Source organism: Hydrogenophaga intermedia (assembly GCF_000723405.1).
GTDB lineage: Bacteria > Pseudomonadota > Gammaproteobacteria > Burkholderiales > Burkholderiaceae_C > Hydrogenophaga > Hydrogenophaga intermedia.
In genome coordinates this window covers 24998-49401 of record NZ_CCAE010000035.1, presented here as the reverse complement: position 1 = coordinate 49401, position 24404 = coordinate 24998, and the positions used below count along the sequence as shown (strand labels likewise).

Below are 24404 nucleotides of genomic sequence, written 5' to 3'. Positions count from 1 at the left end.
CATGTAGTGGTGTGAAAAAGGGCCGGGCGGGGGGGGGGGGGGGGGGGATCCCCCGGGCGCCAGGGGCGCGCCGATAGAATCCGGAACCGGATTTTACGGGCTCGCCCCGGGCCCGACGCCCGCCATCGAGCCCCGCCTCATGACCTTCACCCCCACCCAGATCCGCATCGCCGCCTGGACCTTGATCGCTCTGGTCATGGTCCTGCTGCTCACCGTGCTGGCGCCGGTGCTCATGCCATTCATCGTGGCCTTGATCATTGCGTATGCCATGCATCCGCTGGTGGAGCGCCTGGCCGCGCGGGGCTGGCCGCGCTGGTTGGGGGCCGGTCTGTCGGTTGCGCTGCTGATGCTGGTGCTGCTGGCGGTGGTGCTGCTCATCGTCCCGGTGATCACCCAACAGGTGCCGATGCTGAGCGAACAGGTGCCCGCCCTGCTGGAGCGACTGGCCGACCGGCTCACGGCGCTGGCCGCGCGCTTCGGGTTCGACCTGAACCTGGACGTGAGCCAGCTGCGCCAATGGGCCAGCGAACTGGTCAGCGGCAAGGAAAGCGAGTTGCTGGCCGGCCTGCTGTCCTCGCTGCGCATCGGCGGCAGTGCGCTGGCGGCACTGTTCGGCAATCTGTTCCTCATGCCCATCGTCGCCTTCTACCTGCTGCTCGACTGGCGCGCCCTGATGGGCCGCGGCCGTTCTCTGGTACCACCGCGCTGGCGCGAATCGGTGCAGGGCTTCCTGAACGAGACCGACGACGTATTGGGCCGGTACCTGCGTGGCCAACTGATGGTGATGGGCATTCTGGCGGTCTTCTATTCGGTGGGGCTGGCGCTGGTGGGCTTGAACCTGGCGTTGCCGATTGGCGTGTTCACGGGCCTGGCCACCTTCGTGCCTTTCCTGGGTTTTGGCGTGGGCCTGGTGCTGGCCGTGCTGGCCGCGCTGCTGGAATTCCAGTCCTTCACCGGCGTGGCGCTGGTGTTCGGCGTCTACATGCTGGGCCAGCTCGTCGAGAGCTACTGGCTCACCCCCCGTCTGGTGGGCGAGGCCATCGGCCTGCACCCCATCAGCGTCATCTTCGCGCTGCTGGCCTTCGGCCACCTGTTCGGTTTCGTGGGCGTGCTCATCGCGCTTCCGGCCAGCGCCGTGCTGCTGGTGGCGCTGCGCCGGCTCAAGCGCCAGTACATGGCCAGTGACCTGTACCTCAAGGCGCCGGTGTCGCACAACGGGCCTCCCCGGTTGCCATGAGACCTGTTCTGTGAGCACCCCCGGCCAACCCATGAAGCAACTCGCGCTGGACATCGGCCTGGCGCCGCTGCCCACGCTCGACAACTTCGTGGGCGCGGGCAACGAGGCCGCGCTGGCGCACCTGCGCCTGTGGGTGCCCAACCCGCTGCGTTCGCCCGTGCCTACGTTCCTGTGGGGCGAAAGCGGCAGCGGCAAGACGCACCTGCTGCGCGCCGTGCGCGAGGCCCTGCGCGAGCAAGGATCGCGCGTGGGCTGGATGGACGCCGCCACGCTCGACCCACCCGAGTACGACGAGCACTGGGACGCCGTTCTGCTCGATGACACGCACCTCTACACCGCCACCCAGCAGGCCATGGCCTTCAACTGGTTCGTCAACGCCCAGACCCCGGCCCACGGCCCGGCGCGCTGGGTACTGGCCGCGGGCGACCGCCCGCCCGCCGATTTGCTCCTGCGCGAGGACCTGCGCACCCGGCTCGGCTGGGGTCACGTGTTCCAGTTGCGCGCGCTGGGCGAAACGGAGCGCCGTGCGGTGCTGCGCCGCGCCGCCGACGAGCGCGGCGTCTTCCTCGGCGACGAGGTGATGGACTTCATGCTCAAGCGCTTCTCGCGCGACCTCTCCAGTCTCATGCTGCTGCTCGAGCGGCTCGATGGCTACGCGCTGCGCACGCAGCGCGCGATCACCATTCCGCTCATCAAATCCATGCTGGAAGACGAATGAGCGGACCCCTTCCCATGCGACTGACCCTTTTCGACCTCGATCACACCCTCATTCCCCTGGACTCCGACCACGCCTGGGGCGAGTTCACCGTGCGCCTGGGCTGGCGCGACGCCGACGAATTCCGCCGCGCCAACGATGGCTACTACGCCGACTACAAGGCCGGCACGCTGGATGTGCACGACTACGTGCGCTTTGCCACCGGCGCCGTGCGCGAGCGCGGCCTGCCCGAAGGACAGCGCGCCCACGAGCGCTTCATGGCCGAGGTGATCCGCCCGGCCATGACGGACGCCGCGCGCGCCCTGGTGCGCCAGCACCAGGCGGCGGGCGACACCGTGCTCATCGTCACCGCCACCAACGCCTTCGTCACCCGCCCCATCGCCCAGGCCTTCGGCGTCGACCACCTCATCGCCATCGACCTGGAAACCGATCCGTCCGGTCAACTCACCGGCGCCATCGTGGGCGTTCCCTCGTTCCGCGAGGGCAAGGTCGCCCGTGTGGAACAATGGCTCGCCGATCGCGGCCTGCGCTGGTCCGATCTGGCGCACAGCACCTTCTACAGCGACTCGATGAACGACCTGCCGCTGCTCGAGAAGGTGGACGAACCGGTGGCCACCAACCCCGACGAGCGCCTCGCCACCCTCGCGAAAGAACGCGGCTGGCGCATCCTGAACCTCTTCGAATGATCAAGAAATTCATCGACAAGCTGCTGGGCAAGACCAGCGGCGCCCGCGCGGGATCGCGCTTCGGCAAGCGCGAAGACGTGCCGGCCAGTGTGCACAACATCAACCCCAAGCTGGTGGACCAGCGTGCGCTGGACGTGGTGCACACGCTCAAGCAGGCCGGCTTCGAGGCCTACATCGTGGGCGGCGCCGTGCGCGACCTGCTCTTGGGCCTGCGCCCGAAGGACTTCGACGTGGCCACCAGTGCCACACCGGAGCAGGTCAAGGGCCTGTTTCGGCGGGCCTTCATCATCGGCCGGCGCTTTCGCATCGTGCACGTGGTCTACGGCCGCGGGCGCGAGCACGAGGTGATCGAGGTCTCCACCTTCCGCGCCTACCTCGACAGTGCCGACGCCGAGCAGGTGGCCGGCAACGAGCGCACCAGCAAGGGTGAACTGTCGGGCATGAAGCACGCGGTGGACGCCAGCGGGCGCGTGCTGCGCGACAACGTGTGGGGCCCGATCGAGCAGGACGCCGCTCGCCGCGATTTCTCGGTCAACGCCATGTACTACGACCCGGAGACGCAGACCGTGGTCGACTTCCACCACGGCATTCGCGACGCGCAGAAGAAGACGCTGCGCATGATCGGCGACGCCGCCACGCGCTACCGCGAAGACCCGGTGCGCATCATCCGCGCCGTGCGCTTCGCGGCCAAGCTCTCGCCGCTGGGCTTCAAGCTCGATCCGAAGACGCGCGAACCATTGATCGCGTCCAAGTCGCTGCTGCAGGACATCCCGCAGAGCCGCCTGTTCGACGAGATGCTCAAGTTGCTGCAGACCGGCCACTCGCTGGCCAGCCTGCAGCAACTCAAGGCCCTGGGCCTCAACAGCGGCATCTACCCGCTGCTCGACGTGGTGGTGCAGCGCGCCGACGATCCCTTCGTGCAACTCGCCCTGCAGGACACCGACCGCCGCGTCGGCGAGAGCAAACCCGTGGCACCCAGCTTCCTGCTGGCCTGCGTGCTCTGGGCCGACGTGCGCCGCGGCTGGGAGCGCCGCCTTGAGTCGCGCCCCGACCGCAAGCCCGTGCCGGCTTTCGCGGCCCTGCAGGACGCCATCGACGAGGCCTTCGATTCGCGCATCGGCGATGTCTCGGGCCGCGGCAAGCTGGGTGCCGACATGCGCGAGATCTGGCTCATGCAGCCGCGCTTCGACAAGCGCACCGGCAGCGGTGTGTTCACGCTGGTGGAGCAACCGCGTTTCCGCGCCGGCTTCGACTTCCTGCGCCTGCGCGCGCAAGTGGGCGAGGTGGAGGAGGAACTGGCCCACTGGTGGGAGACCTTCAGCACCGCCAGCGAGGACATGCGCCGCGACATGGTGGACGCGCAGCGCAACGCCGGCAAGGGCGCGCCCAAGGCGCGGCGTGTGAAGCGCGGCGACGCCGACCACCCAGAGACCGGCGTGGCGGAAGATCCGCGCTTCCGCCCGGTGGACGAAGGCGATGGCGGCGACGAGGACGAGGCACGGGACGATGCCCCCGCTGGCGCCGAGCCCGGCGACGCGCCCGCGAAGAAACGCCGTCGCCGACGTCGCAAGCCTGCTGGTGCCGCACGCGGCGAGGGCGGTGATGGCGGCGAAGGCAGCCCGCCCGCCAGCGGCGGCGATGGCGCGGTCTGAAGTCACCGCCTGCGTCGCGCTCGGCGCCAACCTGGGTGACCCCGTGGCGGCCGTGCGCGGGGCGCTTGACGCGCTGAACCGCATACCTGGTGCGCGTCTGGTTCGCGCCTCATCGCTGTACCGCAGCGCGCCGCACGAAGCGCAGGGCCCCGATTTCATCAACGCGGTGGCCGAGGTCGCCACCACGCTCAGCGCGCCCGATCTGCTGAGCGCCTTGCAGTCCATTGAGGCCGGCGCGGGCCGCGAGCGGCCATACCGCAACGCGCCACGCACGCTCGACCTGGACCTGCTGTTCTACGGTGAGGGCCGCATCGATTCGCCCACGCTCACCGTGCCGCACCCACGCTGGCGTGAGCGCGCATTCGTGCTGGTGCCGCTGGCCGAGATCGCGCCCGATCGTTTGCCGTCGGCTTGGCAAGGGGCCATCGCCGGCCAGTCCATCGAGCGCCTGCCCGAACCGGCGCCGGCCCTCCACCGACCATGATGCAGTTGCAGGACATTCTTTTTTCGCAGGGCTTCGGCACGCGCCGCATCTGCAGTGGCCTGATCCAGCAAGGCCACGTCTCGGTGGACGACGCGGGTGAGCCCTGCATCGACCCCGGCGCCACCTTCGAGGAGGACGGCCTGGTGTTCCGTGTGATGGGCGAGACCTGGCACTACCACGCCCAAGCCTACCTGCTGCTGCACAAACCGGCGGGCTTCGAGTGCTCGCACAAGCCCGGCGCGCACCCCAGCGTCTACACCCTGCTGCCCGGCCCGCTGCGCACGCGCGGCGGCGGTGCGGCGGCCGGTGTGCAGGCGGTGGGCCGCCTGGACCAGGACACCACCGGCCTGCTGCTGCTCTCTGACGACGGCAAGTTCATCCACCGCATGACCTCGCCGCGCCACCACGTGCCCAAGGTCTACGAGGCGCAGGTGAAGCACCCGCTGGACGAGCGGCAACTGGCCCGCCTGCTCGAGGGCGTGGTGCTCGACGACGACCCCAAGCCTGTGCGCGCGCAGGCCTGCGAGGCGGTGAACGCCCACCACCTGCGTTTGACGCTCACCGAAGGCAAGTACCACCAGGTCAAACGCATGGTGGCGGCGGTGGGCAACCGGGTGGAGTCGCTGCACCGCTCGGCCTTCGGCGAGTTGGTGCTGGGGCCGGAACTGTCCGAAGGGCGGTGGCGCTGGTTGACGGGCGACGAGGTGCGCTCGTTGACGCAGAAGGTGTGAAGGCGGGCGCAGGCCCGCACGGCCTGCGGATCTGCCTCAGGGTGCCAGGCGCTCGCGCACCCAGTCCCCGTCCTCCAGCCGATAGCGCAGCCGGTCGTGCAGGCGGCTCTTGCGTCCCTGCCAGAACTGCCAGTTGTCCGGCACCAGCCGGTACCCGCCCCAGTGCGGCGGGCGAGGAGGCTTCAGCAGGAACTGCGCGCCGTACTTCGCGGCGTTGGCCACCAGCACCGAGCGGCCCTCGATCACCTCGCTCTGCGGGCTGGCCCAGGCGCCGATGCGGCTGTCCAGCGGCCGGCTGTGGAAGTAGGCGTCGCTTTCTTCGGCGCTGGTGAACTCCACGCGACCCTCGATGCGCACCACGCGCTCAAGCTCGACCCAATGGAACTGCAGCGCCGCGAAGGGGTTGCCCGCAAGTTCGCGACCCTTGCGGCTCTGGTAGTTGGTGTACCAGACGATGCCGCGCGCGTCGTAGCCCTTGATGAGCACGATGCGCGTGCTGGGGCGCAGGTCGGAACCCACCGTGGCCAGCGTCATGGCGTTGGGCTCGGGCACCTCGGCGGCGATGGCTTCTTTCAGCCACCGGTCGAACTGCTGCAGCGGATCGGCGTGCGAGGCGTCCTCGCTCAGTTCGGCCTTTTCGTAGCTCTTGCGCAGGTCGGCGATGTTCGTGCTCATACGGGGCAGTGTAGTGAGGCGATGACTCAATCGGCCAGGTGCAGCAGCTTTTCCAGCGCGTGGTCGTGGATGCCGTGGGCCTTGAGCCCTTCGAAGGTGCGGCGCGCGTAGTCCAGCGTGGTGCCGTAGCGCCCACAGGAGCGCGAGAAGATGTCGCGGTAGCGCTCGGGCGTGAGCACGCCGGTGTAGCTGGGGCTGCGGCGCGACAGCGTGAACGCCAGCGCGCGCACCGGGCCCTCGGGCGTGTTCACGCGCAGCCATTTGGGGTCGTAGACCGGGTTGGGCATCTCGCGCGCCCACAGGCGCGGCATCAGCGCCTCCACCTGCTCGTGCGGCACGCGCAGGGCGAGTCCGTCGCAGCTGCCGCCCGAGACCAGGGCGAACACCAGGCCCGGGCACTCCGGCGTGCCGCGGTTCACGCGGCTCCACATCTGCAGGCTGCGGTGGTGGCCGTGCACGCGGCCGGGCCGGCTTTCGGCGGCGTCGAACTCGGGGCGCCACACCAGCGAGGCGTAGCCGAACACCCACAGGTCCGCCCGCTCGCCCTGGGCGCGCCAGTCGGCCAGGGTGTCGGCCATCATGGCCGCGCCGTCTCGCTGTTCGGGGATCCAGGTGCGCGGTGGCTTCATCCGCCCTGCCTACAATGCCGGATTCGCCGATTCACGCACACCACAGGAGCTTCTCGCATGGCCACACAGGATAACGAACCCGAACAGCGCGTCGTCGCGGTCGTCCTGATTTCCCTCATCGCGCTGATCATTGCGGGCGTGCTGGGCCTGGGCGTGTTCAAGGCGCGCGGCGACAAGGCGGGCGCACCCGCCTCCTCGGCGGCTCCCGCCGCCGCTGCGGCGGCCATGGCACCGGGCGCCGTGGCGATCTCTGCCACCGACGCCAGCGTGGTGGTCGACAACGGCGTGGTGAAGTTCTACTTCGCCACCGGCAAGGCCGATCTGGCCTCGGGCGCCCTGGTGGCCCTGGCCGAGGCCATCGAAGCCGCCAAAGGCGGCTCGCGCCTGGTGATTTCGGGCTTTCACGACGCCACCGGCGACCCGGCCTTCAACGCCGAACTGGCCAAGCAGCGCGCCCTGGCCGTGCGCGACGCCCTGGTGGGTGCGGGCGTGGCCGAAGGCAACCTGGAACTGAGCAAGCCCGCCGTGACCACCGGCAGCGGCGCCGACGCCGAGGCGCGCCGGGTCGAGGTGGTGATCATTCGCTGAGCGCGGCACCGCGTTCGCCAGACAGAAGGCCCGGTTCAACCGGGCCTTTTTCTTGGTGGGGGTTCAGCGCAGGCCCTGTCCGGCCGCGTGGTCGTCCGCGCGCTGGATCAACTCGATCTTGTAGCCGTCCGGGTCGGTCACGAAGGCGATCACCGTGGTGCCGCCCTTGACCGGGCCGGCCTCGCGCGTCACCTGGCCGCCAGCGGCCTTGATCTTCTCGCAGGCCGCGTAGGCGTCGGGCACGCCCAGGGCGATGTGGCCGTAGGCCGTGCCCATCTCGTACTGCTCCACGCCCCAGTTGTAGGTGAGCTCGATCTCGGCCTGCGCCGGGTTGCTCTCGAAGCCCAGGAAGGCGAGCGAGTACTTGTACTCGGGGTTCTCGGAGGTGCGCAGCAGCTTCATGCCGAGCACGTTCGTGTAGAAGTCGATCGAGCGCTGGAGGTTGCCCACGCGCAGCATGGTGTGGAGGAGTCGCATGGGCGCGATTGTCACCTCGCCTCGAAGACCAGGCACGTCGTTGTGGCATGGGCGTACAGCGTGCCGTCCGGGCCCACCAGACGCGCCTCGGCGGTGGCGAGCTGGCGGCCCGCGTGAATCACCTGCCCGATGGCACGCACGCGCTGCACCTTGGGCGTGAGGGCCTTGACCAGGTTCACGCCCAGCTCGGCGGTGGTGTAGGCGCGCCCGGGCGGCATCTTCGTGTGCACGGCGCAGCCCAGGGCCGAGTCGAGCAGGGTGGCGAACCAGCCGCCGTGCACTGTGCCCAGCGGGTTGAGGTGGCGCGTCAGTGGCGTGCCCTGGAAGGTGGCGGTGCCGTCGCCCACCGCCACCAAGGTGAAGTCCAGCGTGGGTGCGATGGGCGGGAAGGGCAGTTCGCCGCGCAGCATGGCCTGCATCAGTTCCAGGCCGCTCTTGCCGGCGATTTGATCCGGCGTGGACACGCCCGCGCCCGGCCCCTTCGCCATGGCGTCGAGCACGGCCTTTTCCTCATCCAGCCAGCGTTGCAGGGTGTCGCTCATGGTGTGTTCCTTGAAAGTTGCATATGCATGAATTGTAGATACAATCATCGCCATGTCGACTGTCGCCACCGCGTCATCAGCGCCTCTCAAGCCGCAGGGCTGCACCAACCTCAAGCTGCGCCAACTGGTGCGCGCCGTGGGCGCGTTCTACGACGCCGAGGTGGGCAAGGCCGGGCTGAAGATCACCCAGTACTCGCTGCTGTCGTACATCGCCAAGCTCGGGCCGATCCGCGCGGTGGAACTGGCGCAGCAGATGCACATGAGCGCGTCCACGCTGTCGCGCAACCTGCGCCCGCTCATCGACGCGGGCTGGGTGGAGCAGGCCGCGGGGCCGGACGCGCGCAGCTGGCTGATCCAGGCCACGGCCGACGGCCAGGCCAAGCGCGCCGAGGCGCAGCGCCGCTGGCGCGCCGCGCAGGAGGCGGTGAACCAACGCCTGGGCGCGGAGCGCGTGATCGCGCTGCACGCGCTCATCGACGAATCCCTGGCGCTGCTGGACGGCGCGGAGGAAGCCCATGACGAACCTTGAACCCCGCGCTCGCCTGTGGTGGCTGGTGCTGCTGGCCGCGGCCGGTGCCTTCGCGCTCACCATGGGCACGCGCCAGACCATGGGCTTCTTCCTGTCGCCCCTGAACACCGCCACCGGCCTGGGCGTGGGCAGCATCAGCCTGGCCTTTGCCTTCGGGCAACTCTGGTGGGGCCTCACTCAGCCGTTTGCGGGCGCCTTCGCCGACCGCGTGGGCGCGGGCCGCGTGCTGGTGATCGGTGTGCTGCTGGTGGCGGCGGGCACCTTCCTCACGCCGTACATGACGACCACGCTCGGCCTGATCTTCGCGCTGGGCATCCTGGCCGCGGGCGGGGCGGGCATGGCGGGGCCGTCGGTGCTGATGGCCGCAGCCAGCCGGCACATCGCGCCCGAGCGGCGCGGCATGGCCACGGGCATCGTCAATGCGGGCGGCTCCTTCGGCCAGTTCGTGATGGCGCCGATCGCGGCCGGCCTCACGGCCAGCCTGGGCTGGGTGGGCGCGCTGCAGGCGCTGGCCTTCATCACGCTGCTGGCGCTGCCGGCGGCGTGGGTGCTGCGCGGCGGGCCCAGTGGCGCTGCCAAGGCGGCGGCGCCCGTGGCGCTGCCGGCGCGCGAGGCGCTCAAGCGCGCCTTGCAGCACCGCGACTACCTCATGCTCTCGGCGGGGTTCTTCGTTTGCGGCTTCCACGTGGCCTTCCTGGCCACGCACCTGCCGGGCGTGGTGGCCGCCTGCGGGCTGCCGGCGCCGGTGGGTGCCTGGGCGCTGGGCATCATCGGCCTGTTCAACATCGTGGGCAGCCTGACCATGGGCTGGGCGGTGGGGCGCTGGCGCATGAAGTCGCTGCTGGCGCTGGTGTACGCCACGCGCGCGCTGGCGGTGCTGGTGTTCCTGTTCGCGCCCAAAACGGAGGCCGTGTTGCTGGTCTTCGCCGCCGTGATGGGCCTGACCTTCCTCTCCACCGTGCCGCCCACGGTCGGGCTGGTGGCCAAGTTCTTCGGCATGGGCAACATGGCCATGCTCTTCGGCGCGGTGATGTTCGCGCATCAGATCGGCGGCTTCCTGGGCGCCTGGCTGGGCGGGCGCGTGTTCGACGCCACGGGCAGCTACGACTGGGTCTGGTACGTCGACATCGTGCTGGCCATCGGCGCCGCGCTCATCCACCTGCCGATCCGCGAGGCGCGGCCGATACCGCGCGTGCAGGCGGCCTGAGGGCAGGCCTCAAGGACTGCTGTACGGATTGCCCGTCGGGGAGGTGTCCGGCGGGCGCTGGGTCTTGGCGTTGCCCGGCCAGCGCTGATCGGGCTTGGGCACCTTCTCCAGGGCGTTGCCCGCCCGGTCCATGCCACGGCCCCAGGCCTGGAACAGACGGTGAACGTGCGTGTCGCCCGGCGTGGCCGGCGCCGGGGCTGCGTTCGGCACCGTGGCCTGGCTGCTGGCCGCTGGGGCGCTTCGTGGATGGGCCGTGGTCTTGCTCTGGGCCTGCGCAGAGGCCGTGGTCAGCAGCAGCCCGGCGCTGCTCAGGGCGATCAGGGACAGCAGGTGTTTCATCGTGAGGATCCCGCAAGGGACGGGCGTGTCGATGGAAGAAGGCCGCATCCTGCCCCGCCTCGCCACTGCGCGCACGCCGTGTTTGTCAGGAGGTGTAAACGCCCTACACCGGCACCGTGTAGTTCAGCGCCATGCGCCCGCCGTCCACGGTGACGATCTCGCCCGTGACGTAGCTGGCGGCGTCGCTGGCCAGCCAGGCCACCACGTCGGCCACTTCCTCGGGTTGGCCCAGGCGCTTCAGGGGCGTGCGGCTGAGGATCTTGCGGCGCGCGTCTTCACTGGTGAGCACCGCCTGCGCCGCGAGTTCGGTGGCGATGGTGCCCGGCGCCACCGCGTTCACGCGGATGCCGTGGTCGGCCAGGGCCAGCGCCATCACGCGCGTGAGCTGGTTGATGCCGCCCTTGCTGACGTTGTAGCTGGCGATGCTGGGGATGGCCATGACGCCGTTGACCGAGCTCATGTGGACGATGGCGCCGCGCACGCCGCCCTGGACCATGGCGCGCGCCACGGCCTGCGCCATCAGGAAGGCGCCTTTGAGGTTGACGCGCAGCACGGCGTCGAAATCGGCCTCGCTGATCTCCAGGAAATCGGCGGCCTTGAAGATGCCCGCGTTGTTCACCAGCACGTCGATGCGGCCGGCTTCCTCGAGCGCCGCGGCCACCAGCGCGTCCACCTGGGCCTTGTCACCCACGTCGCAGGCGATGAATTGGCCGCCGAGTTCGCGTGCCAGGGCCTCGCCGGCCTCGCGCGCCACATCGGCGATGACCACGCGCGCCCCTTCGCGCGCGAAGCGGCGCGCGCAGGCCGCGCCGATGCCCTGAGCGCCGCCGGTGACGATGACGACGCGGTCGTGGTGGCCGAAATGGATGGCGTTGGGATCGGTCATGGGGATGGCAAGGGTTGAACGACTATTGTTGCGCGTTTTGAAGTTCGTTGATCCTGGTCAACGTGATCACGGCTGATGTGCGCCATTCTGCGAACCTGGGGCAGGTGTGCCCGATGGACCGACAGACCGATGACCCGATGAAAGTGATCCATGAAGGTATTGCTCGTTGACGATGATGAGATTTCGCGGCAAGTGCTGGTCGCATCGCTGTCGCGCGTGTCCGGGGTGAGCGGTGTGGTGGAAGCCGAGGACGGCGAGGCGGCCTGGCAGTTGCTGGAATCGGGCCTTAGACCGGCGCTGTGCTGCTGCGACCTCGTGATGCCGAATCTCGACGGCGTGGGGCTGCTGGAGCGAGCCCGCGCGCACAGCCTGTTGGCGGGCTTGCCCTTCGTGATGATCTCTTCCGCCGCCGATCGCGAATCGGTGAAGCGTGCGGCGCTGGCCGGCGCGGCGGGCTTCATCGTCAAGCCATTTGCCGTGGCGGCGGTCAGCCAGACCATCGAAAAGATCCTGCGCGAGGCGCGTACGCGGCAGGCCGAGTCTTCGGCCGAGACGCGGCGCCGCCTGGGTGTGACCGGGGAGCAACTTCAGCAGATGGCGCGCCGCTGGCGCGGCGAGGCGCGTGATCTGGTCGAGCGCCGCGCCCATCGGGCCGATGGCGCAGGGCAAAGCCCGTCGCCAGAGGAAGCGGGGCTTGAATCGGCATTGCGCCGCCTGCACAGTGCCAGCGTGCTGCTGGGGCAGCACCGCTGTGCCGAACTGCTTCAGCGAGAGATCGACGCGCCCTCGTCGCAGCGTGACGTGATCCTGCTCGAGGTAGCCCGCATGGCGGACGATTGGGTAGGCGACAGCGTCTAGCCGCAGGCCATGCAGGTGGCCAGGGCCTGGTCGACGCGCGCGCGCGTCTGCTCGCTGAGGTGGTCGAGGAAGACCTGCGTGCGCCGCGGCATGAACTTGCGGCTGGGCAGAGCGGCGTACATGGTCAGGCGGTTCGTGATCCAGGGGCTGAGCACGCGCACCAGGTCGCCGTCGGCCAGCAGCGGCGCGGCCAGCTCCACCGAGGTGGCGGTGATCCCCGCACCGTCGAGTGCGGCGTGCATCAGGGTGTCGTTGTGGTTGGCCCAGACCACCGGCTGCACCTCCACTTCCACCGCGCGGTCGTTCTCGTTGGCGTTGAGCAGGCGCCACTTGCTGGTGCGCCCGGTGCTCGGCTTGAGGCGCAGCACGTCGTGCTGCGAAAGGTCTTCCGGGCGGGCCGGCTGACCCCGGCGGGCGATGTAGTCCGGCGAAGCCAGCAGGATGCCTTCGGTGCTGATGACCTTGCGGGCGATGACGTTGGAGTCGAAGGTCGCGTCGGCGCCGATGAGGGTGATGTCGTAGTCCTCCACCGGAGGCTCGCGGTGGGACTCGACGTCGATGTCGAGCCGGATCTTGGGGTAGGCCTTGCGGAAGTCCGCCACCAGCGGCGCCAGCACGTGCGTGGCCAGCACCGGCGGCGCCAGCAGGCGCAGCACGCCCGCGAGCTCCTGCGTCTGCGAACTCACCAGCGCGCTGGCTTCTTCCAGGTCGAGCAGGATCTGGCGCACGCGGTCCAGGTAGACCTCACCCGCGTCGGTGAGCGAGACCCGGCGCGTGGTCCGGTGCAGCAGGCGCGTGCCCAGGTGCTCTTCCAGGTCGGCCACCAGACGCGTGACCACGGCAGGGGAGAGATCGAGCGAGCGCGCCGCGGCCGCGAAGCCGCCTTCGTCCACCACCTTCTGGAAGGCGCGCATGGAATGCAGTCGGTCCATGGGATTGCAGTGTGGCCTGGCGGCCTTCAATTGTTGCGAAAATTGAAACAGTTTAGCGCGATGCGGCCACGACTGGCAGATCGATCCGCACGCTGAGCCCGCCGCCCTCGCATTCGCTGAGCGCGAGCGTTCCGCCGTGCTGCGCCACCACCCGGGCGACGATGGACAGCCCCAGGCCGCTGCCTTTGCCTTCGCCCTGGGACGGGGCGAGGCGCACGAAGCGCTGCAAGACCCGCTGGCGGTCGGCTTCGGGGATGCCCGGACCGGTGTCGCTCACGGCGAGCCGGACCCGCCCGCCCTCGGCCGTCACCTGCACGTCCACCCGACCGCCCGTGGGCACATGGCGCAGGGCGTTGTCCACCAGGTTGTTCAGCAGCACGCGCAGGTCTTCCTCATCGCCCGGCACCCAGGCCGCCGCGCTGGGCGCCAGGCCCAGGTCGATGCCGTGCGCATCGGCGCGCACCGAGAAGGCGGCCACCACCTCGGCCGCCAGCATGTCCAGGCGAATGGGAAGCATCTGGCGTTCGCGCACGCCGGGCTCCAGCCGGGCCATCTGCAGCAATTGGGCCACCAGGTGCGTGGCGCGCTCGATGCCGCGGTCGAGTTCGTCGAGGGCAGACTGGCGCGTGGCGTCGCCGCTGCGCCGCGCGATCTGGGCCTGCAGCTTCACGGCCGCCAGGGGTGTGTTGAGTTCGTGCGCCACCTCGGCCAGCAGGGTGCGCTGGCTGCCCAGCAGGGCGTCCACGCGCGCCAGCAACTGGTTGAGCGCCTCGCCCAATGGGACCAATTCGTCGGGCAGCGCCTCGGTGCCCACCGCGTGCAGGTCCTTGCCTTCGCGGTGGCGCAGGTCGCGGCCCCAGGCGTTCAGGGGCGCCAGTGCGTTTTTCACCGCCGCATGCATCAGCAGCCAGATCACCAGCACCAGAACGCCCAGTGGCGCCAGCAGCCCGGGAAGGATCTCGCCGAAGCGCTCCATGCGGTCGGCCGCGGTCACGGCCACCTGAACGATCTGCTCGCGGTCGACCAGGGTGTAGATGCGCCAGTCCTCGCCATTCCAGGCCGCCACATTCAGGCCGGCGGGCTGCAGCGGTGGTCCGCCCCCCGACACCGAGCTGTAGACCAGTTGCCCGCTGGCGGTCCAGATCTGGGTGGTGAAGTGCCCCAGGTCGCTGGACGGGCCATCGGGCGGGCTCGCGTGATCTGGCGCGGGGCGCATGCCGTGGCGGATCACCGAATAGGCGATCGACTGCAGCACGCTGTCGCGTGAGCGGTTGAAGCCGTCCCAGGCCAGCTGGTAGCTGATGACACCCTCGAGCACAGCGGCAATCACCAACGCCCCGAGCTGCCACAGCAGCAACCGCCGGCGGATCGACTTCATTGCGGCGGCTCGACCAGCTTGTAGCCCACGCCGCGCACGTTGCGGATCCAGGCCGCGCCCAGCTTGCGGCGCAGGTGATGCAGGTGCACCTCGACGGCGTTGCTGAGCACCTCGTTCTGCCAGGCGTACAGGCGCTGCTCGAGTTGTTCGCGCGAGAGCACCTGCCCCGGGCGCTCCATCAGCGCGGCCAGCAGGTCGAACTCGCGCGGCGACAGCGGCACGCGCTGCTCGCCCAGCGTCACCTCGCGCCGCTGCGGGCTCAGCACCAGCGGGCCCAGGCGCATCTCCGGCTGCGGGCGGCCATGCCGACGCCGCGCCAGCGCATGCACGCGCGCGATCAACTCGTCCAGGTCGAAGGGTTTGGTGAGGTAGTCGTCGGCGCCCAGGTTCAGGCCAGCAATGCGCTCGCTCACCGCGTCGCGCGCCGACACCACCAGTACGGGGGTGTCCAGGGACTGTTCGCGCATCCAGCGCAGCAGCTGCAGACCGTCCTGGCGCGGCAGGCCGATGTCGAGAAGCAGCACCTCGTGCCCGCCGGCCTGCAGGGCGGTTTGCGCGGTGGCGCCGTCACGCACCCAGTCCACGGTGAAACCCGCCATGCCCAGCCCTTTTTCAAGGCCCTGGCCCAGCATGGTGTCGTCTTCGGCGAGCAGGAGTCGCATGCGTCTTCAGGCAAAAGGCCGAGTGTGCGCGAAAACGGTGGCCGCACCTGTCGCTCGCATCTGGTAGAACCCGGCGGTTTCCGGAGCCTCCCATGAGCACCTTCACCCGCGTCATCCTGTTCACTGACACCGACGGTCGCGCCCGCTTTCGCGAAGAAGCGCTGGCGCTGGACGGCGGTTCACCCGCCGCGCGCCTGTCGGTCCTGCTGCCGGCCAGTGGCCTGGTGCTGCGCGAAAGCCCGGTGGGCTTTCGCAGCGACTTCCATTGCACCGACGCGCCGCAATGGCTCATCGTGCTGCGTGGGCGAATGGAAATCGGCCTGCAGGACGGCACAAGCCGCGTGTTCGGCCCGGGCGAGCACTTCTATTCAGCCGACACCCTGCCCGACGGCGCCACGTTCGACGCCAACGTGCACGGCCACCGCAGCCGCCAGTTGGGCGACGAGCTGCTCGTCACGGCCTTCGTCAAGATCTAGTTGTTCCCGATGCGGCCGTAGTTGGTGCGCAGCGGGTCGACGTTGCCCTCACCGCGCTGACCGCCACCGCCGCCGCCCTTCTTGTTGCGGTTCTTGCCGCGGTTGCCGGTGCGCATGGCATCGATGCCGGTGCGCAGCGGATCGGGCTGGCCGTTCGGGTTGGCCTGGCGCGGCCGGGGGTCTCGGATGCGCAGGCTGCCCAGGTGGGCGTTGGGCCCCGGCTGGCGCTCATGGCCTTCCTCGCCCTCCATGCGCGGCGGGCGGTCGGCGCGCGGCGGACGATCGGCGCGTGGCGGACGGTCGCCGCGTGGCGGACGGTCGCCGCGCGGGGGGCGCTGGCGCTGCTGGCCATTGCCCGGGCCGTTGCTGAACTGGCCGCTATTGTTGCCCTGGCCACCGCCCTGAGGACGCGGGCCCCGGGCCTTCTGGCCCTGGCCGCCGCGCGGCTGGCCATCGCCTTGTCCACGGCCTTGGCCCTGGCCCTGGCCTTCGTTGCCCTTCTTCTCGCGGATGCGCTGCACCATTTCCTGGCGAGCGGCCTTGGCGGCGGCGGCCATCACCTCGCGGCTGGGCGGCTTGCCCGCGCCGCCCCAGATGGTCTGGCGGCCCATGGCGATGGGCTCGGCTTTCTCGCCGGGCTCGGGCATGTACTCGGCGAACATCTCCACCGGGATCTGCTGCTTGGTGAAGCGCTCGATCTCCATCATGAAGCCTTCCTCGTCCAGGCTGACGAGGTTGACCGCCTGGCCTTCGCGGCCCGCGCGGCCCGTGCGGCCGATGCGGTGCACGTAGTCTTCGCAGATGTTGGGGATGTCGTAGTTGACGACGTGCGGCAGCTCATCGATGTCGATGCCGCGCGCGGCGATGTCGGTGGCCACCAGGGCGCGAATCTCGCCGCTCTTGAAGCCGGCCAGCGCCTGCGTGCGGGCACCCTGGCTCTTGTTGCCATGCAGCGCCATCGCGGTGATGCCGTTCTTGTTCAGGTAGTCGGCCACGTTGTTGGCGCCGAACTTGGTGCGCGTGAACACCAGCACCTGGCTCCAGTTGTGCAACTGGATGATGTAGACCAGCAGGGCCTTCTTCTTGCCACGGCCCACGGGGTGGATGACCTGGGTGATGCGCTGCACCGTGGTGTTGCGCGGCGTCACCTGAATGTGCTGCGGGTCCTTGAGCAGACCTTGCGCCAGATCGCGGATCTCGTCGCTGAAGGTGGCGGAGAACAGCAGGCTTTGCTTGCTCTGCGGCAGCAGGGCAAGCACTTTCTTCACGTCGTGGATGAAGCCCATGTCGAGCATGCGGTCGGCTTCGTCGAGTACGAGGATCTGCACGTTCGACAGGTCCAGGAAGCCTTGCTGCTGCAGGTCGAGCAGGCGGCCTGGCGTGGCCACCAGGATGTCCACGCCGCGCTTCATGGCGTCGATCTGCGGGTTCATGCCCACGCCGCCGAACACCACGGTGGACGACAGATCGACGTGCTTGCCGTAGACCCGGACCGATTCCTCGACCTGGGCGGCGAGTTCGCGCGTGGGGGTGAGCACCAGGGCGCGGATGCCGATGCCGCCGAAGCGGTTCTTCGGCCGCTGGCCCTGCGAGAGTCGCTGCAGCAGGGGCAGCGTGAAGGCAGCGGTCTTGCCGGTGCCGGTCTGGGCGCCGGCGAGCAGGTCGCGACCCGCCAGGACAGCCGGGACGGCCTCGACCTGGATGGGGGTGGGCGTGTGATAGCCGTGCTCATGCACGGCTTGCACGATGGCCGGGGCCAGGTTCAGTTCTTCGAATGTCATTGTGTGAATCTGCGCCCTTCCAGGGCGCTGGGTCATCGGCCACACGGGAGCGCCGCTTCGGGCGCTGCCCCGCTCAGTCGGGGTCGATGGATTTCAAGGGGAGGTGGCGGCGTCCGCGCGGGAGGCTCGCCCCAGCAGTCTGCTGGTGTCGGGCCAACTGACGTGCCCGAACGGGTCGTATTGTCGCATGGGTCGATAATCTGTGGTTTCGCGCCACGTCCCGCGCTGCAAATTTCCCACAGAACACCATGGCTCAATACGTCTTCAGCATGAACCGGGTCGGCAAGATCGTGCCGCCCAAGCGCCAGATCCTCAAGGACATTTCTCTGTCCTTCTTCCCGGGGGCCAAGATCGGCGTGCTCGGCCTCAACGGCTCGGGCAAGTCCACGCTGCTCAAGATCATGGCCGGCATCGACAAGGAGATCGAAGGCGAAGCGATCCCGATGCCGGGCATCCGCATCGGCTACCTGCCGCAGGAACCCAGGCTCAACGACGAGCAGACCGTTCGCGAGGCGGTGGAAGACAGCATGGGCGAGGTGCGCCAGGCCCAGAAGCGGCTGGAAGAGGTGTACGCCGCCTACGCCGAGGAAGACGCCGACTTCGACGCGCTGGCGGCCGAGCAGGCCCAGCTCGAGGCCATCATTGCCACCGCAGGCACCGACTCGGAACACCAGCTCGAGATCGCCGCCGACGCGCTGCGCCTGCCGCCCTGGGACGCCAAGATCGGCCTGCTCTCCGGCGGCGAAAAGCGCCGCGTGGCGCTGTGCTGCATGCTGCTGAGCAAGCCCGACATGCTGCTGCTCGACGAGCCGACCAACCACCTGGACGCCGAGTCCGTGGAGTGGCTGGAGCACTTCCTGCAGCGCTTCCCCGGCACCGTGGTGGCCATCACCCACGACCGCTACTTCCTCGACAACGCGGCCGAGTGGATCCTCGAACTCGACCGCGGCCACGGCATTCCCTACAAGGGCAACTACTCCAGCTGGCTGGAGCAGAAGGAAGACCGCCTGGCCCAGGAGCAGCGCACCGAGGACGCGCGCCGCAAGGCCATGAAGGAAGAACTCAAGTGGGTGCGCTCCAACGCCAAGGGCCGCCAGGCCAAGAGCAAGGCGCGCCTGGCCCGCTTCGAGGAACTGAGCGACGTCGATTACCAGAAGCGCAACGAGACGAACGAGATCTTCATTCCCGTGGCCGACCGCCTGGGCAATGAGGTCATCGAGTTCAAGGGCGTGAGCAAGAGCTACGGCGACCGCCTGCTGATCGACAACCTGAGCTTCACCGTGCCTGCGGGCGCCATCGTCGGCATCATCGGCCCCAACGGCGCCGGCAAGTCCACGCTGTTCAAGCTCATCACCGGCAAGGAGCAGCCCGACAGCGGCGAGGTCAAGATCGGCCAGACCGTGAAGATCGCCGCCGTGGACCAGAGCCGCGACGGCCTGGCCGGCGACAAGACCGTGTGGGAAGACATCTCCGGCGGCCTGGACATGATCACCGTGGGCAAGTTCCAGATGCCCAGCCGCGCCTACTGCGGGCGCTTCAACTTCTCCGGTGGAGACCAGCAGAAGCTGGTGAAGAACCTCTCCGGCGGTGAGCGTGGGCGCCTGCACCTGGCCAAGATGCTCAGCGAGGGCGGCAACGTACTGCTGCTGGACGAGCCCTCGAACGACCTCGACGTGGAAACCCTGCGCGCACTGGAAGAGGCGCTGCTGGAGTTCGCGGGTTCGGCGCTCGTCGTGAGCCACGACCGCTGGTTCCTCGACCGCATCTGCACCCACATCCTGGCCGCCGAGGGGGACAGCCAGTGGTTCTTCTTCAACGGCAACTACCAGGAATACGAAGCCGACAAGAAGCAGCGCCTGGGCGAGGAGGGCGCCGCGCCCAAGCGCCCGCGCTTCAAGAGCCTCGCGTGACCGAAGAAGGGGTCATCGCCGCGACGCGGCACTGGATCGAGAAGGCCGTGATCGGCCTGAACCTGTGCCCGTTCGCGCGCGCCGTGTGGGTGAAGAACCAGGTGCGCATCGTGGTGAGCACCGCTCGACATATCGACGGTCTGCTCGACGACCTGGACCGTGAACTCGATCTGCTCAAGAACACGCCCGCCGAGCAGATCGACACCACGCTGATCGTGCACCCCACGCTGTTCCCCGACTTCGAGGTCTTCAACGACTTCCTCGGCATCGCCGACGAGGTGGTCGCCGAGCACGACCTGGAGGGCGTGATCCAGGTCGCGAGTTTTCACCCCGACTACCAGTTCGAGGGCACGGAGCCCGACGACATCACCAACGCCACCAACCGCTCGCCCTTTCCCACGCTGCACCTGCTGCGCGAGGACAGCGTCGCGCGCGCCGTGGCCAGCGAAGGCGGTGATGCCGAGGCCATCGTGGCCCGCAACATGGACACGCTGCGCCGCCTGGGGCCTCAGGGCTGGCGCGATCTGATGTCGGCTTCGGGCGACACCAAAGCCTGAATTGCCGGGTCGGGCAGGTGCTTTCCCCCTTTTTGGGGATAAGGTGCCGGGGGCACAATGCTCCCGCCTTTCGTCGCTGATGCCCTCGCCATGCCCAATTCCCCGCTCCCGGCCCTTGACCTGTGTTTGAAGGAGGCGCTGGACCAGTGCCGGCAATGGATCCCGGTGTGGATCGACCGCGTGCACGCCTTGCTGCGCGAGCGCGAGCTGATCCAGACCCAGCCGCACGAGCGCCTGGCCCTGCTGGAGGCCCACCAGTCGGTGCACCGCCAGCGCGACGTGGTCGCCCGGCACTGGCTCTCGGCCCTGGCCGACCGCATCGAACAGGCGCCCGCTGCGCCCGGCCAGGCGCGCAAGCCCGCGCTCAGCCTCGATGAACTCGAACTGATGGGCGACGACCAGGTGCACGAACGCGTGGAAACCGCACGCGTTCAGCAGACCGCCATGCTGTCGGCCGACGACGCCTTCAACGAGTTCACCTCGCGCCTGTCCACCGCGCAAGGTTTCAAGGTGGTCAATGCCGACCTCAATCCCCTGCGCGTGCAGATCTTCGTCGAGACGCTGCTTTCGGCGCTCAAGTCCCTGGACGTGACCCCCGCGGCGCGCGCGCGTTGGCTGCAGGTGGGCGCCAAGCCACTGGGCGAGTCGCTCGATGTGTTCTACCGTCACCTCGCCGCCTGGCTTGGCGCGCAAGGCGTGCAACCCGCCGGCTACGCCGTGGTGATGGCGCCCGAATCGCGCGTCCTGCCGGACGAGGCGCTTGCCGGACAGGACCTGCTCGAAGGCCCGATGAGCGACCAGGAGGCCCTGCTCACGCTCGACCACCTGCACCAGTTGCTCGTGGGCGACCTGGATGGTGGCGACGCCACGCGCCGCACCAACGACAGCATGACCCGCGCGCTGGCCGGCGAGGTGGTGACGCTCATGATGCAGCGCATCGCCGCCGACAAGCGCCTGCTCAAGCCCGTGCGCAACCACCTGCAGGAGATGAAACCCGCCCTGCTCGAACTGGCCACCAGCAACCCGCGCTTCTTCGCCGACCGCAACAACCCCGCCCGGCGCCTGCTCGACGCCGTGACCGCGCGCAGCCTGGCCTTCACCAGCGAGCAGGACGAGGGCTACAGCGGCTTCCTGCAGGAACTGCGGCATGTGGTGTACGAGCTGCGTCGCCCGAGCAAGACCGATCTGTCCGAACGTTTCCCCACGCTGCTCGACCAGTTGCGCCAATCCGAAGACCGCGCCGTGCCGCGCGGCGAGCGGGAGGCGCGTGGCCGCGCCGTGCAGACCCTGGTGAAGGTGGAACAGCGCAAGCTGCTGGCCGAGAAGATCGCCAACGAATTCCGCGCCCGGCCCGATTACGCCAAGGCACCGGGCCCCGTGCGCCGCTTCCTCACCGGCGTGTGGGCACAGGTGGTGGCCAAGGCCCGCATCGACGAGGCCGACAACCCGCCCATGACCTCGGGCGATGCGAACTCCAAGCGGTATGTCGATATCCTGGCCGATCTGCTGTGGTCCAGCCAGCTCGCGCTGGCCAGCCAGAACCGGCCGCGCCTGGTGCGCATCATCCCGCCGGTGCTGCGCACGCTGCGCGAAGGCCTGGACTCGATCGACTACCCGCGCGACAAGGTCGAGGCCTTCTTCCAGACGCTGATGGGTCTGCATGAGGCGGCCTACAAGACCCAGCGTAGCAGCGAGGCCGCGGCTGCCGCACCCGCGACCGCGGAGCCTGAAGCCGACGCCAGCGTGCTCAACCCCGACGACGCCGAACTCTGGATGCGCCAGCACGAGGCGAAGGAAACCAACTTCTACGACGAATCGCTGCCCGAGACGACCCAGCCCGGCTTCCAGGCCACGCAGCCCATGCAGCGCGACTGGATCGACATCAAGGCCGAGATGGTGCTGCGCGACGCCACCTCGCTCACGGTGGGCAGCTGGTTCGACCTGCAGCAGGAGGGCCAGGCCCTGCGCGTGCAGCTCACCTGGGCCAGCCCGCACGGCACGCTGTTCCTGTTTGGCACGGCCTCGGGCAAGTCCATGTCCATGACGCGGCGCGGCGTGGACCGTCTGATCGAACAGGACAAGCTGCGCGTCGTGGCCGACCACAGCGTGGTCGACGAGGCGCTGGACGCGGTGGCGCAGCAGGCGCTGAGGAACTCCGGAAAGCGCTAAGCCGCGGGCGCCGCCGCTGCGGTGGCGTCCTTGTTGCGCAGGATCTTCTTGCGCACCAGGTGGATGTTGTTGCGCAGCGCGTACAGCTCGTCGGTGTACGACAGCGGCACCACCACCTTCTCCACCTTGGCCTCCATGCCGTCGAGCTGCTCCAGCAGCTCGTCCGGTGTGGCGCCGCCTGATTCGAGCCGATGTTCCACCTCGCGCAGCTCCGCGTACCAGCGGAACACGCGCGAGCGGATGCGGAAGGTGTAGAGCGGCGGCACGATGCGCGAGAGCGGCAGCGCCAGCGCGATGATCAGGCCCAGGGCCAGCCACATGCGCTCGACGATGCTGGCGGCCCAGAACGGCAGGTAGCGCTGCAGGAAGGGCAGGCCGCCCTTGTAGGCGCGCTCTGCCTCGCTCGCCGCGGGGAATTCGCTGTGCTCCAGGTTGGGGTACTCGCGCGCGCGATTGAACCAGCCCGCGCCGCTGTGCACCTCCATGGCCGTCTGCGCGAACAACTGCAGGATCGCCGGATGCGTGTCGGAGCGCGCCAGCAGCGAGGTGGTGGACGCCACCAGACGCACGTTGCGCGGCGGCACGTTGCGCGCCAGGTCCACCACGCCCTGCGGCATGGTCACAGGCGTGAGGTAGCCGAAGCGGCGCGAGTAGGCCTCCGCCTGCGCGAAATCGAGCAGCTTCACGCCTGGTGTCTGCAACAGCATCTGCACCATCAGCGACTCGGGCGCCGAGGCGAACACCAGGGCGTCGAGCTGGCCGTCGAGGAAGGCCACGGTGGCCGGTGTCTGCTCCAGCCGGCTCAGCGTGATCTGGTCCGGCTCGATGCGGTTGACCTCGAGCAGGCGGTTGAACAGGCGCGGCACGCCGCTGCCCGGCGTGCCCACGTTCACGCGCCAGCCCTTGAGTTCGGCCAGGTTGCGCAGCGTGGCGTCCTTGCGGTTGACGCGGCGCGCGGCGTCCTCGCGGTAGAACAGCCACAGCGGCTCCACGAACAGGCTGCCCAGGGAGACGATGCCGTCTTCGTCGTCGTAGCCCATGTCGGCCGTGCCGCCCTGCACGAAGCCCAGCTCCACCGTGCCCTCGCGCAGCCGGTCCAGGTTGTCGGCCGAGCCCTCGGTGCGCACCAGCTCCACCGTGATGCCGTGGCGCCTGAGCGCTTCGGCGTAGCGTTGGCCGAAGGTGTCGTAGGCGCTTTGCTCCGGCCCCGTGGCCAGCACCACCTGCGTGGGCGGATTGGGCTTGAGCCACCACCAGGTGAAGGCCACCAGCGCGATGGTGATCAGCACGATGGGGCTGCCCGAGAGCAGCATCTCCTTGAGCGAGATCAGGGTGTAGCGCAAGGTCTTGGGCATGATGGCCGCGAACATAGCACGCGCATGCGTACACGCCCGTTGCGCTTTGTTTCGTGGCGCCGCCACCTAGAATGCCCCGGCCGCTCACCCGAGCTCACCGAACCTCCTCACCGCATGGATCCGATTCTGCTGATCAAGGCCGCCCTCATGGGCGTGGTCGAAGGCCTCACCGAATTCCTGCCCGTCTCGTCCACGGGCCACCTCATCCTGGCGGGCACGCTGCTGGGCCTCACGGGCGAGAAGGTCAAGGTCTTCGAGGTCGTGATCCAGACCGGCGCGATCCTGGCCATCGTCTCGGTCTACGCGCAGCGCATCCTGGACACGCTGCGCGGCCTGCCCGCTGGCGACGCGGTGGCGCGCCGCTTCACCGCCAATGTGCTGATCGGCTTCCTGCCGGCGGCGGTGCTGGGCTTTCTCTTCATCGGCGTCATCAAGAGCGTGCTGTTCCACCCCTTCGTCGTGGCGGCCGGCTTCATCGTGGGCGGCTTCATCATGCTCTGGGCCGAGGCGCGCCAGGCGGGCGGCGCGCCCGTGCATGTGGAGACCATCGACGACGCGCGCTGGACCGACGCGCTCAAGGTGGGCCTCATCCAGTGCCTGGCCCTGATTCCCGGCGTCAGCCGTTCGGGCGCCACCATCATCGGCGGCATGCTGGTGGGCTACAGCCGGCGCGCGGCCACCGAATTCAGCTTCTTCCTGGCGCTGCCGGTGCTGCTGGGGGCGGCCACGCTCGACCTGTACAAGAACCGCGAGCTGCTCGCGATGGCCGATCTGCCGTTCTTCGCCACCGGGCTCATCGTCTCGTGGCTGTCGGCCTGGGTGTGCGTGCGTTGGCTGCTGCGCTTCGTGTCCTCGCACACCTTTGTGCCTTTCGCCTGGTACCGCATTGCCTTCGGTGTGCTGATCGTGCTCACCGCCTGGGGCGGCTGGATCAACTGGACCGCCTGAA

Annotated in this window: 26 protein-coding genes; 15 read left to right on the top strand and 11 right to left on the bottom strand. The window is 69.1% G+C overall.

Annotated features, from left to right (window positions below):
- The first annotated feature begins 139 nt into the window (after window positions 1–139).
- Genes BN948_RS17725 through BN948_RS17700 form a run of 6 tightly spaced genes read left to right on the top strand, consistent with a single transcriptional unit; the run spans window position 140 to window position 5505 of the window.
- Window positions 140–1237, top strand: coding sequence for an AI-2E family transporter (locus BN948_RS17725; protein WP_009518482.1), 1098 nt, complete (start codon window positions 140–142; stop codon window positions 1235–1237).
- Between the two features lie 31 nt (window positions 1238–1268).
- Window positions 1269–1955, top strand: coding sequence for a DnaA regulatory inactivator Hda (hda, locus tag BN948_RS17720; RefSeq protein ID WP_009518480.1), 687 nt, complete (start codon window positions 1269–1271; stop codon window positions 1953–1955).
- Window positions 1956–1969: 14 nt separating this feature from the next.
- The gene (locus tag BN948_RS17715; protein WP_009518479.1) at window positions 1970–2638 is read left to right on the top strand and encodes a histidinol-phosphatase; all 669 of its coding nucleotides are present in this window, start codon (window positions 1970–1972) and stop codon (window positions 2636–2638) included.
- Entirely contained in the window at window positions 2635–4290 is a 1656-nt protein-coding gene (gene pcnB, locus BN948_RS17710) for a polynucleotide adenylyltransferase PcnB (protein ID WP_009518478.1), read from the top strand. Before BN948_RS17715 ends, pcnB begins: the two co-directional genes overlap by 4 nt.
- Window positions 4277–4774 (top strand): 2-amino-4-hydroxy-6-hydroxymethyldihydropteridine diphosphokinase, encoded by a 498-nt coding sequence (gene folK, locus BN948_RS17705; protein WP_138820288.1) that lies wholly within the window; start codon window positions 4277–4279, stop codon window positions 4772–4774. The genes pcnB and folK overlap by 14 nt, the downstream gene beginning before the upstream one ends.
- Complete coding sequence (locus BN948_RS17700; RefSeq protein WP_035623027.1) at window positions 4774–5505, top strand: pseudouridine synthase; 732 nt, start codon at window positions 4774–4776, stop codon at window positions 5503–5505. Before folK ends, BN948_RS17700 begins: the two co-directional genes overlap by 1 nt.
- Before the next feature lie 36 nt (window positions 5506–5541).
- On the opposite strand, the gene pdxH is transcribed toward BN948_RS17700, so the two are convergent.
- Together pdxH and BN948_RS17690 are read right to left on the bottom strand one after the other, a co-directional pair.
- Window positions 5542–6180: a pyridoxamine 5'-phosphate oxidase gene (gene pdxH / locus BN948_RS17695; RefSeq protein WP_009518475.1), complete on the bottom strand. Its 639-nt coding sequence runs from the start codon at window positions 6178–6180 to the stop codon at window positions 5542–5544.
- A gap of 26 nt (window positions 6181–6206) precedes the next feature.
- The gene (locus tag BN948_RS17690) at window positions 6207–6809 is read right to left on the bottom strand and encodes a gamma-glutamylcyclotransferase (protein WP_009518474.1); all 603 of its coding nucleotides are present in this window, start codon (window positions 6807–6809) and stop codon (window positions 6207–6209) included.
- 57 nt (window positions 6810–6866) lie between these two features.
- On the opposite strand from BN948_RS17690, the gene BN948_RS17685 reads away from it, so the two are divergent.
- Complete coding sequence (locus tag BN948_RS17685) at window positions 6867–7397, top strand: OmpA family protein (RefSeq protein ID WP_035623007.1); 531 nt, start codon at window positions 6867–6869, stop codon at window positions 7395–7397.
- A gap of 63 nt (window positions 7398–7460) precedes the next feature.
- Here BN948_RS17685 and gloA read toward each other — a convergent pair whose 3' ends face one another.
- Together gloA and BN948_RS17675 are read right to left on the bottom strand one after the other, a co-directional pair.
- The gene (gloA, locus tag BN948_RS17680) at window positions 7461–7874 is read right to left on the bottom strand and encodes a lactoylglutathione lyase (RefSeq protein WP_035623004.1); all 414 of its coding nucleotides are present in this window, start codon (window positions 7872–7874) and stop codon (window positions 7461–7463) included.
- An 11-nt stretch (window positions 7875–7885) separates the two neighbouring features.
- A complete protein-coding gene (locus tag BN948_RS17675; RefSeq protein ID WP_009518351.1) occupies window positions 7886–8416 on the bottom strand; it encodes a PaaI family thioesterase in 531 nt (176 codons plus the stop codon).
- Between the two features lie 52 nt (window positions 8417–8468).
- On the opposite strand from BN948_RS17675, the gene BN948_RS17670 reads away from it, so the two are divergent.
- Entirely contained in the window at window positions 8469–8945 is a 477-nt protein-coding gene (locus tag BN948_RS17670) for a MarR family winged helix-turn-helix transcriptional regulator (protein ID WP_009518352.1), read from the top strand.
- Entirely contained in the window at window positions 8932–10152 is a 1221-nt protein-coding gene (locus BN948_RS17665; protein WP_009518353.1) for an MFS transporter, read from the top strand. Before BN948_RS17670 ends, BN948_RS17665 begins: the two co-directional genes overlap by 14 nt.
- Before the next feature lie 9 nt (window positions 10153–10161).
- Here BN948_RS17665 and BN948_RS17660 read toward each other — a convergent pair whose 3' ends face one another.
- Window positions 10162–10491, bottom strand: a complete 330-nt coding sequence (locus BN948_RS17660; RefSeq protein WP_035623001.1) for a hypothetical protein — start codon at window positions 10489–10491, stop codon at window positions 10162–10164.
- Window positions 10492–10594: 103 nt separating this feature from the next.
- Window positions 10595–11377 carry an SDR family NAD(P)-dependent oxidoreductase gene (locus tag BN948_RS17655; RefSeq protein ID WP_009518355.1) on the bottom strand — a complete coding sequence of 261 codons (783 nt, stop codon included), beginning with the start codon at window positions 11375–11377 and terminating at the stop codon, window positions 10595–10597.
- A 150-nt stretch (window positions 11378–11527) separates the two neighbouring features.
- On the opposite strand from BN948_RS17655, the gene BN948_RS25785 reads away from it, so the two are divergent.
- Window positions 11528–12235, top strand: coding sequence for a response regulator (locus BN948_RS25785; protein ID WP_009518356.1), 708 nt, complete (start codon window positions 11528–11530; stop codon window positions 12233–12235).
- On the opposite strand, the gene BN948_RS17645 is transcribed toward BN948_RS25785, so the two are convergent.
- From BN948_RS17645 to BN948_RS17635, 3 genes are read right to left on the bottom strand one after another with little or no spacing between them, the layout of a single operon-like run.
- Window positions 12232–13167, bottom strand: coding sequence for a LysR family transcriptional regulator (locus BN948_RS17645; protein ID WP_009518357.1), 936 nt, complete (start codon window positions 13165–13167; stop codon window positions 12232–12234). The two genes, BN948_RS25785 and BN948_RS17645, sit on opposite strands and share 4 nt — an antisense overlap.
- Before the next feature lie 52 nt (window positions 13168–13219).
- On the bottom strand, window positions 13220–14545 hold the full coding sequence (locus BN948_RS17640) for a sensor histidine kinase (RefSeq protein WP_009518359.1): 1326 nt from the start codon (window positions 14543–14545) through the stop codon (window positions 13220–13222).
- On the bottom strand, window positions 14542–15207 hold the full coding sequence (locus BN948_RS17635; RefSeq protein ID WP_009518360.1) for a response regulator: 666 nt from the start codon (window positions 15205–15207) through the stop codon (window positions 14542–14544). The genes BN948_RS17640 and BN948_RS17635 overlap by 4 nt, the downstream gene beginning before the upstream one ends.
- A gap of 92 nt (window positions 15208–15299) precedes the next feature.
- On the opposite strand from BN948_RS17635, the gene BN948_RS17630 reads away from it, so the two are divergent.
- The gene (locus BN948_RS17630) at window positions 15300–15683 is read left to right on the top strand and encodes a cupin domain-containing protein (protein WP_009518361.1); all 384 of its coding nucleotides are present in this window, start codon (window positions 15300–15302) and stop codon (window positions 15681–15683) included.
- On the opposite strand, the gene BN948_RS17625 is transcribed toward BN948_RS17630, so the two are convergent.
- Window positions 15680–17464 carry a DEAD/DEAH box helicase gene (locus BN948_RS17625; protein WP_035622998.1) on the bottom strand — a complete coding sequence of 595 codons (1785 nt, stop codon included), beginning with the start codon at window positions 17462–17464 and terminating at the stop codon, window positions 15680–15682. The two genes, BN948_RS17630 and BN948_RS17625, sit on opposite strands and share 4 nt — an antisense overlap.
- A 248-nt stretch (window positions 17465–17712) precedes the next feature.
- On the opposite strand from BN948_RS17625, the gene ettA reads away from it, so the two are divergent.
- The 3 genes from ettA (at window position 17713) to BN948_RS17610 (ending at window position 22100) form a co-directional block, all read left to right on the top strand.
- Window positions 17713–19374, top strand: a complete 1662-nt coding sequence (ettA, locus tag BN948_RS17620; protein WP_009518364.1) for an energy-dependent translational throttle protein EttA — start codon at window positions 17713–17715, stop codon at window positions 19372–19374.
- A complete protein-coding gene (locus BN948_RS17615) occupies window positions 19371–19931 on the top strand; it encodes a DUF1415 domain-containing protein (protein WP_009518366.1) in 561 nt (186 codons plus the stop codon). Before ettA ends, BN948_RS17615 begins: the two co-directional genes overlap by 4 nt.
- Window positions 19932–20021: 90 nt before the next feature.
- The gene (locus BN948_RS17610; RefSeq protein WP_158515842.1) at window positions 20022–22100 is read left to right on the top strand and encodes a DUF1631 family protein; all 2079 of its coding nucleotides are present in this window, start codon (window positions 20022–20024) and stop codon (window positions 22098–22100) included.
- On the opposite strand, the gene BN948_RS17605 is transcribed toward BN948_RS17610, so the two are convergent.
- Entirely contained in the window at window positions 22097–23455 is a 1359-nt protein-coding gene (locus tag BN948_RS17605; protein ID WP_035623021.1) for a TAXI family TRAP transporter solute-binding subunit, read from the bottom strand. The two genes, BN948_RS17610 and BN948_RS17605, sit on opposite strands and share 4 nt — an antisense overlap.
- Before the next feature lie 114 nt (window positions 23456–23569).
- Between BN948_RS17605 and BN948_RS17600 the strand changes: the two genes are divergently transcribed.
- Complete coding sequence (locus BN948_RS17600; RefSeq protein ID WP_009518371.1) at window positions 23570–24403, top strand: undecaprenyl-diphosphate phosphatase; 834 nt, start codon at window positions 23570–23572, stop codon at window positions 24401–24403.
- Window position 24404 lies beyond the last annotated feature (1 nt).

Excerpts from the sequence above, each read along its gene's own strand:
- BN948_RS17660 (WP_035623001.1), bottom strand. The coding sequence starts at position 10,491 with ATGAAACACCTGCTGTCCCTGATCGCCCTGAGCAGCGCCGGGCTGCTG.
- BN948_RS17675 (WP_009518351.1), bottom strand. The coding sequence starts at position 8,416 with ATGAGCGACACCCTGCAACGCTGGCTGGATGAGGAAAAGGCCGTGCTC.
- BN948_RS17670 (WP_009518352.1), top strand. The coding sequence starts at position 8,469 with ATGTCGACTGTCGCCACCGCGTCATCAGCGCCTCTCAAGCCGCAGGGC.
- ettA (WP_009518364.1), top strand. The coding sequence starts at position 17,713 with ATGGCTCAATACGTCTTCAGCATGAACCGGGTCGGCAAGATCGTGCCG.
- BN948_RS17635 (WP_009518360.1), bottom strand. The coding sequence starts at position 15,207 with ATGCGACTCCTGCTCGCCGAAGACGACACCATGCTGGGCCAGGGCCTT.
- folK (WP_138820288.1), top strand. The coding sequence starts at position 4,277 with ATGGCGCGGTCTGAAGTCACCGCCTGCGTCGCGCTCGGCGCCAACCTG.
- BN948_RS17685 (WP_035623007.1), top strand. The coding sequence starts at position 6,867 with ATGGCCACACAGGATAACGAACCCGAACAGCGCGTCGTCGCGGTCGTC.
- BN948_RS17610 (WP_158515842.1), top strand. The coding sequence starts at position 20,022 with ATGCCCAATTCCCCGCTCCCGGCCCTTGACCTGTGTTTGAAGGAGGCG.
- BN948_RS17655 (WP_009518355.1), bottom strand. The coding sequence starts at position 11,377 with ATGACCGATCCCAACGCCATCCATTTCGGCCACCACGACCGCGTCGTC.
- gloA (WP_035623004.1), bottom strand. The coding sequence starts at position 7,874 with ATGCGACTCCTCCACACCATGCTGCGCGTGGGCAACCTCCAGCGCTCG.
- pdxH (WP_009518475.1), bottom strand. The coding sequence starts at position 6,180 with ATGAGCACGAACATCGCCGACCTGCGCAAGAGCTACGAAAAGGCCGAA.
- BN948_RS17645 (WP_009518357.1), bottom strand. The coding sequence starts at position 13,167 with ATGGACCGACTGCATTCCATGCGCGCCTTCCAGAAGGTGGTGGACGAA.
- BN948_RS17690 (WP_009518474.1), bottom strand. The coding sequence starts at position 6,809 with ATGAAGCCACCGCGCACCTGGATCCCCGAACAGCGAGACGGCGCGGCC.
- hda (WP_009518480.1), top strand. The coding sequence starts at position 1,269 with ATGAAGCAACTCGCGCTGGACATCGGCCTGGCGCCGCTGCCCACGCTC.
- BN948_RS17600 (WP_009518371.1), top strand. The coding sequence starts at position 23,570 with ATGGATCCGATTCTGCTGATCAAGGCCGCCCTCATGGGCGTGGTCGAA.
- BN948_RS17715 (WP_009518479.1), top strand. The coding sequence starts at position 1,970 with ATGCGACTGACCCTTTTCGACCTCGATCACACCCTCATTCCCCTGGAC.
- BN948_RS17605 (WP_035623021.1), bottom strand. The coding sequence starts at position 23,455 with ATGCCCAAGACCTTGCGCTACACCCTGATCTCGCTCAAGGAGATGCTG.
- BN948_RS17630 (WP_009518361.1), top strand. The coding sequence starts at position 15,300 with ATGAGCACCTTCACCCGCGTCATCCTGTTCACTGACACCGACGGTCGC.
- BN948_RS17640 (WP_009518359.1), bottom strand. The coding sequence starts at position 14,545 with ATGAAGTCGATCCGCCGGCGGTTGCTGCTGTGGCAGCTCGGGGCGTTG.
- pcnB (WP_009518478.1), top strand. The coding sequence starts at position 2,635 with ATGATCAAGAAATTCATCGACAAGCTGCTGGGCAAGACCAGCGGCGCC.
- BN948_RS17665 (WP_009518353.1), top strand. The coding sequence starts at position 8,932 with ATGACGAACCTTGAACCCCGCGCTCGCCTGTGGTGGCTGGTGCTGCTG.
- BN948_RS25785 (WP_009518356.1), top strand. The coding sequence starts at position 11,528 with ATGAAGGTATTGCTCGTTGACGATGATGAGATTTCGCGGCAAGTGCTG.
- BN948_RS17700 (WP_035623027.1), top strand. The coding sequence starts at position 4,774 with ATGCAGTTGCAGGACATTCTTTTTTCGCAGGGCTTCGGCACGCGCCGC.
- BN948_RS17725 (WP_009518482.1), top strand. The coding sequence starts at position 140 with ATGACCTTCACCCCCACCCAGATCCGCATCGCCGCCTGGACCTTGATC.
- BN948_RS17625 (WP_035622998.1), bottom strand. The coding sequence starts at position 17,464 with ATGACATTCGAAGAACTGAACCTGGCCCCGGCCATCGTGCAAGCCGTG.